Here is a 6,709-nt window from a genome sequence, read left to right as displayed (position 1 = left end):
CAATAACCCCATGGCTTGCATTGGCAAGCGACAAGACACGCTTGGCGTGCATGTCTTGTCCGAATATGTCATCAATGTGGTTAAAGATTATTTCGTGATTAAGCATAGAGGTTGTCTGCTCGATATTCGCGGGTCAATAACGGAGATCATACCTCAAAAGCCTTGCCATGCCTCGTTCATATGAGGGGATGGTTAAGGGATCACACACAGCAACCGCTTGAATGTTTATTTTTCATGCTTAAGTTGAAAATCGGCGATCACTTTTTCTTGAACACTACAACTGGTTCTACAAATTAATAGAAGATGGCAAGTTCCCGAAACCCATCAAACTGGGACGCAGCTCCCGTTGGTATAAAAGTGAAGTCCAGAGCTGGATGCAGCAGGTTATTGCAAACTCACTGGAGTAATGAAGTCAACCGGCCAGCATCGCTTCCGTAAAACGGTTAACTGCATATCACTCTGCTGGCAGTGCGAACACGATAAGCGGCGTTACTGTGACGGGAAGCCTTGCCCCGTTTGCATCCGAAAATCTTGAACCATCAGTTCCAGCCATCCATAATGGAGATGCTGAACTACAGCTTCATTTGGTCTGTCACATGAGCAACCATGGTTTTAAAAAGCGGATAATGCTCTGAAAGAGACCAAGTAACAACACTAACAATGCCGTATCTACATGAATGTTTTTGGTTACAGAACTAAATTTCGGGCATATATTGAAACGTAGTACGCAATTTTTCACGTAAAAAGACTGTAATTCTCGGCTGATTCACGTAAAATATCACGTACCCCAATTCATTAATTTTTTACGGATTACGGCATGCCTAGTGTCGATGCAGATTACTGCTACTCTTTTCCAGCTATACGTGGCATTCAGGCTGGTCGTCCTTTCTACATCGCCACGTGCCCGATGCGCATTATCCCCAAGATATTCAGCTTTGATGAAAATGATGTACCGCCTGAGCTACGCGCGCAGCGCACGCTGAATAAATCACGCATCCCTGAAATGGTTCGTTATCTTCTTGAAAACCCAAAAGATTATGTATTTTCCGCACTAACGGCGTCCATCGCTGTTGACGTCCAGTTTGATGAATTCCCCGGCTCTAACAATCTGGGGACGTTATGTGTGCCAATGGATGCACAAATCCTCATTAATGACGGCCAACATCGCCGTAAAGCAATTGAAGATGCTTTAAATGCTCGCCCAGAGCTGGGGCAGGATAATATTCCTGTGCTGTTTTTTGTCGATGAAGGGTTAAAACGCAGCCAGCAGATGTTCGCTGATCTGAATAAATACGCCATTCGTCCCAGTCCGTCACTGGCATCACTGTACGATCACCGCGATGCCAGTTCAAATCTGGCGCGGTATCTAGCAACGTCAGTGGAGCCGTTCATTGGGATGACTGAGCTGGAGAAATCCGGCATCAGCCAGCGGTCAAATAAATTGTTTACGTTGAGCAGCATCAAGCAGGCCACTCGAGCTTTATTGGGTAAAGATCCCAAAGAAAATAATTTTGAAGAATGCGTCCAAATAGCCTCCGGTTACTGGCAGGCTATTTTTTGCGTGATGCCGGATTGGCAACTAGCAACTAAAAAAGAGGTTTCTCCCGTACAGCTACGACAGGACTATATTCACGCCCATGGCATTGGATTGCAGGCTATTGGGCAACTCGGATATACCCTGTTGACGGATTACCCTGAGCAATGGTCGGAGAAAATCGCTGAACTCAAAACATTTAACTGGCACAGGAACAATCCGGATCTTATCAAGCGTGCAATGCAACATGGTAAGCTGAGTAAAACCAGCACAGCGATCCAGCTCACCTGCAATGCGCTAAAAACCGCGCTCTCAATTCCCCTCACTCCTGAAGAACAGGAGCTTGAAGCTCAAATATGGTTGTCTAATGAGTAAATTGGTTCAGGCCTTCGATCTGGCCGAGTACGAAGATTTTATTAATCAGGAACAGTTCGCCGGACGCCCTCTCGTGGAATATGTTGCTGAAGTTCAGCGTATCTACTGCGCAGATAAGCGTCCGTGGGTGATTGGTTACAGCGGTGGGAAAGACTCTTCCGCAGTGATCACACTGGTGTATCTGGCCTTGCTGGGTCTGCCCCCAGAAATGCGCAGTAAAGATGTTTTTGTGGTGTCCTCTGATACCCTGGTGGAAACACCGGTGGTCGTGGATCTGATTAAGAAAACCATGGTGCAGATTGAAGCAGGTGCAAAACGTAATGGCCTGCCAATCACTCAGCACGCTGTGACGCCCAAAACCAACGAAACGTTCTGGGTGAATTTGCTGGGGAAAGGCTATCCGGCTCCCACCCGCAGTTTCCGCTGGTGTACCGAACGCATGAAAATTAATCCGGTTAGCGACTTTATTAAAGATAAGGTCAGCCAATTTGATGAGGTGATTGTGGTTCTGGGTTCGCGCAGTAGTGAAAGCGCTTCCCGTGCGCAGGTCATCGCAAAACACAAAATTGATGGCTCACGTCTTGCCCGGCACACCACGCTGGCAAACGCCTTTATCTATACCCCGATTGATACCTGGGATGTGGAAGATGTCTGGAAACTGCTACGCGGTGCGTTTCGTTATGCCCCGTACGATATTGATGAATGGGAAAGCCCGTGGGGCGGCAATAACCGCCCGCTCTGGACTCTCTATATGGACTCTTCAGTACAAGGTGAATGTCCATTGGTGATCGATGAAAGTACCCCTTCCTGTGGTAACTCCCGCTTTGGCTGCTGGACCTGTACCGTGGTCACCAAAGATAAAGCGATGGAGAGTCTGATCAAGAATGGCGAAGAGTGGATGTCTCCGCTGCTGAAATACCGCGATCTGCTGGCGTTTACCACCGACCCAGTGAATAAAGACACATTTCGCAACTATAAGCGTCGTACTGGCAAGGTCAGTTATCAGTATGCCAAAGATGGCGAAGAAATTAGTGCCGAGCGTAAGCATGTTCCAGGCCCTTACTGGCTAAAGTATCGCCAGCAGTGGCTGAAAGAGCTGCTGGAGATTGAGCGCGATTTAAATGCCCAAGGCCATACGATTACGTTAATTACCCAGCCAGAGCTACATGCTATCCGTCAGGAGTGGCTGAAAGATCCTAATGAGCCAGACTGGTATGACACATTACCCGGCATTTACCGTGACGTGTATCAGTGGGATCTGGACTGGGTAGTTGATGATCAATCACGCTTTGATGCCAGCGATGCAGATTTGTTGGTACAGATAGCTCAGGGATTTGACGTTGCACCCGAGATGGTCATGAAGCTGATTCAACTGGAAGTATCAATGGAAGGTCTGAGCCGTCGTCAGGGGATTTTTGACAAGCTCGGTATCATTCTAAAACAGGACTGGGGCAGTCTCGAAGAGATCCAGCAGCAGCAGGCACCGCTACAAAAACGTAACGACCGGGATATTCATCAGGAAGAAGTCACCAGGCTGGAAGCTGAACTTCAGGTTCTACAGCGAAGAATTGTCGATGCCAGTGAATCCTCTGTTTTGCTCGAGGAGGAAAACGAACATGCTCATTAAACAACTAGTATTACATAATTTTCGGGTATTTAACGGTACTCACACCATTGATCTGGCTCCAAGAAAGCGCCCTCACGAAGTAAATCATCGCCCTATTGTGCTGTTTGGTGGTTTAAACGGGGCTGGAAAAACGTCGATTCTGTCGGCGATCCGCCTGGCGTTGTATGGTCGGTTGGCATTTGGCCTTGCGACTCAACAACACGAATATATTGAACAGCTTAGCTCGTTAATTCACAATGGCGCGTACCATATTGAGCAACCTGAAGAATCCGCAGTTGAATTGACCTTTACCTACAACAAGGACGGCCATGAAGCGGAATTTACCGTTACGCGAGCATGGAAAAAGGGCAAGAAAGACCGACTCTCTCTGCAACAGGATGGGCAACCCCTTAGTGAGTTGGATTACGATCAGTGCCAAGGGTTTCTTAATGAATTAATCCCGCATGGCATTGCCGATCTGTTCTTTTTTGACGGAGAGAAAATTGCAGAGTTAGCGGAAGATGAATCCGGCAATATTCTGCGTACCGCAGTGCGTCGTTTATTAGGTCTCGATCTGATATCCAAACTGCGTAATGACTTAATGATTTTTGTTAAGCGCCAGCAATCCAGCCAGTTAGCGGGTTCTCAACAACAGCAGATTGCAGTGCTTGAAAAACAAAGTAAAGAATTAGCGTGCCAGACTGAAGAGCTGCTGGAAAGAGCCGATTTTGCTAAAAATCGGATTGAGTTTCTGTCTAGAGATATCATCCGCTATGAAGGATTACTAAATGCTCAGGGTGGCGCATTTGCCCAGACTAAAGCACAGGAAAAACATAAGGTTGATTTTTTACTGAAAGATAAGGGCCGTCTGGAAAAGGCACTGCGACAGGAGTGTGATGGGGCGCTACCTTATGCGCTGGCCCCGAAGACGTTAGCCCGGTTGCTGGGAAAAATTGCTGATGAAACCCAGATTAAGCAAACTCAGAGTTTTGAAAAAGAGTTGGGGCAGTTTTTAGCTCAGCTTAAAAACGATATCGCGTTGCGTTCCAGTACTACCAGTAAAATTGTCACGGAAGCGATTACCGATAATTTGAAAGAGTATATGGCAACTAAGCCTAAAGGCGATTTGCTGTTTGATGTCTCTGAACGTGAAGCTGGTATTCTCCAGCAGTCGATTGAACAAGACAGCAAAAAGGCATGGCAACGCTTTGATCTTTACCGTACCCAGTTATCAGAGATTGAACAGCAGTTAGAACAGGCTGCCGCCAACATTGCCCGCGCCCCAGAAGACGACCAGTTAATGGATCTCTTTGAGAAGCTACGTGAACTGGATAAGCAACGTGAAAAACAGCGGCAAAAATATCTTTCATTGCTGGAAGAGGCTAAAAGGGTTAAGCAACAGCAATTGGATTGCGTACGTCAGGTACAAAAAATGCATGATGTTGCCTGCAGTCAGCATGGCTTCAGTAGCGCTTTTAAAAACGCGCAAGAAACGATTAATTTGCTCGACCAATACAGTGATGTATTAACACAGGCAAGGGTGAAAACACTGTCAACGAATTTCGAAAGCGCCTACCATAAACTTGCTCGCAAAGAGGATTTACAGCTTAATGCGCACATAAATCCACAGACATTTGATGTTGAACTGGTGGATGAAAAGGATTCGGTAATTAATCGTAAGCTGCTTTCTGCGGGTGAAAAGCAGATTTATGCGATCGCGATTCTTGATGCACTGGCAAAAACCTCTGGTCGTGATTTACCGGTGATTATCGATACGCCATTAGGGCGTCTGGATTCCCAACATAGAGATAAGTTAATTAACCACTATTTCCCGTTTGCCAGCCATCAGGTGGTGCTGCTGTCTACTGATACGGAAGTGGACGAGCGTTATTTTGTCGATCGACTGCGTGATGATATTTCTCATGCTTATGAGATTGTGTTTAATGCACATACCAAATCATCTGCGCTGAAACCTGGCTATTTCTGGGAATTAACTAAGGAGGCGATCTGATGCTCCCTAATCGAATGATGCTTAGTCGTCAGACTGAAGACCAGCTTAAAAAGCTAAAGGGATATACGGGAATTACGCCCAATGTTGCGGCCCGACTGGCATTTTTCCGCTCGGTGGAGAGTGAGTTTCGTTATTCGCCTGAGCTCGATAGTAAGAAACTGGATGGCTCGCTAGTGTTGGATAAAATTACGTGGCTTGGGGAAACACTGCAAGCTACAGAACTGGTGTTGAAGATGCTTTATCCACAATTGGAGCAGAAGGCGATGATTAAGGCATGGGCTGCGCATGTTGAGGATGGGATTGCTGCGTTGAGGAATTATCGGAGTTTAAAGGATTTGGTTCAAGTACTATAAAAACTCGCAAGGTCTGAGCATGTTATTTTTCATATCAGGCCTTGCGAAATATATCATCCTATTTGAGTAACCTCACATAGTCGTTATAATCTTTGTGTTCAACTGTAAGCATCCGGCCATCTCACCTTGTCAGCTTCGTTGACCACGATCATTATTCTCGCCATCACATCCTCTGCTTGAGAATAAACCATGCCATACACCAAACAGCAGTAAACATCCGGCCATCTCACCTTGCGAGTTTATATTAAGTGGTTAAGGTGAGCGGCAGATTAAGTGGATGAGGAGAAGGTGTTACCAGGCAGGGGCAGCAGTTGGTCCAGTTGACTATTTTTCCACGTTGGAAGATGTGTCAACACAAAGTGCAACCAGGTAAACGGCTCTATGCCATTGAGTTTAGCGGTTTGCAGCAGGCTCATGATACCGGCCATGCGCTGCCCGGCCAGCAGTGACCCGGCAAACAGCCAATTTTTTCTTCCTAAGGCCACAGGACGGATGCAGTTTTCAATATGATTGTTGTCAATCGGTATTCGCCCATCGTCAAGATAAGTGAGTAACGCAGGCCAACGTTTCAAGGCATGCACGATGGCTTTGTGAATACCCGAGTTACTGGGAACCTGATGCTGTTGCGCGGCTAACCACGCATGCAGGTTAGCCAGGTGGGGTCTGGCATAGCGCTGTCGCCAGCGTTGTCGATTTTTGGGTGAACGCGTTTTTATCAGCCGTTCGAGTTTGTAGAGTTCGCGGAAACTGTCGAGTACCCGTTTAGCCAACGGGTGGTGATTGACTTTATATTGTTCAAAGAACTTTCGCCTGACGTGCGTCAAGCAGCC

The 6,709-nt window shown here is 46.8% G+C and carries 7 protein-coding genes; 6 read left to right on the top strand and 1 reads right to left on the bottom strand.

The window, feature by feature from the left end; genetic code table 11:
* From EOJ37_RS14700 to dndE, 6 genes are all read left to right on the top strand, one after another.
* Positions 1–184 (top strand): hypothetical protein (locus EOJ37_RS14700; RefSeq protein WP_206194064.1); only part of this gene is annotated, 184 nt, incomplete at its 5' end.
* A gap of 112 nt (positions 185–296) precedes the next feature.
* On the top strand, positions 297–407 hold the full coding sequence (locus EOJ37_RS13400; RefSeq protein WP_127960403.1) for a helix-turn-helix transcriptional regulator: 111 nt from the start codon (positions 297–299) through the stop codon (positions 405–407).
* A 410-nt stretch (positions 408–817) separates the two neighbouring features.
* On the top strand, positions 818–1,909 hold the full coding sequence (gene dndB, locus EOJ37_RS13395) for a DNA sulfur modification protein DndB (protein WP_127960402.1): 1,092 nt from the start codon (positions 818–820) through the stop codon (positions 1,907–1,909).
* Positions 1,902–3,536: a DNA phosphorothioation system sulfurtransferase DndC gene (gene dndC / locus EOJ37_RS13390; protein WP_127960401.1), complete on the top strand. Its 1,635-nt coding sequence runs from the start codon at positions 1,902–1,904 to the stop codon at positions 3,534–3,536. Before dndB ends, dndC begins: the two co-directional genes overlap by 8 nt.
* Positions 3,526–5,526, top strand: a complete 2,001-nt coding sequence (gene dndD, locus EOJ37_RS13385) for a DNA sulfur modification protein DndD (protein WP_127960400.1) — start codon at positions 3,526–3,528, stop codon at positions 5,524–5,526. Before dndC ends, dndD begins: the two co-directional genes overlap by 11 nt.
* Positions 5,526–5,879: a DNA sulfur modification protein DndE gene (gene dndE / locus EOJ37_RS13380; RefSeq protein WP_127960399.1), complete on the top strand. Its 354-nt coding sequence runs from the start codon at positions 5,526–5,528 to the stop codon at positions 5,877–5,879. Before dndD ends, dndE begins: the two co-directional genes overlap by 1 nt.
* 269 nt (positions 5,880–6,148) lie before the next feature.
* On the opposite strand, the gene tnpC is transcribed toward dndE, so the two are convergent.
* A partial coding sequence (gene tnpC / locus EOJ37_RS13375; protein ID WP_127960398.1) for an IS66 family transposase occupies positions 6,149–6,709 on the bottom strand: 561 nt, incomplete at its 5' end.

Origin of the sequence: Serratia microhaemolytica, assembly GCF_004011885.1 — a bacterium.
Classification (GTDB): domain Bacteria; phylum Pseudomonadota; class Gammaproteobacteria; order Enterobacterales; family Enterobacteriaceae; genus Serratia_G; species Serratia_G microhaemolytica.
Note: the sequence above shows the minus strand (reverse complement) of the source record. Positions and strands in the feature narration are given on the sequence as shown.

Bases quoted from the DNA above. Each gene is read 5' to 3' on its own strand.
- dndB (WP_127960402.1), top strand. From the start codon at position 818: ATGCCTAGTGTCGATGCAGATTACTGCTACTCTTTTCCAGCTATACGT.
- dndC (WP_127960401.1), top strand. From the start codon at position 1,902: ATGAGTAAATTGGTTCAGGCCTTCGATCTGGCCGAGTACGAAGATTTT.
- dndD (WP_127960400.1), top strand. From the start codon at position 3,526: ATGCTCATTAAACAACTAGTATTACATAATTTTCGGGTATTTAACGGT.
- dndE (WP_127960399.1), top strand. From the start codon at position 5,526: ATGCTCCCTAATCGAATGATGCTTAGTCGTCAGACTGAAGACCAGCTT.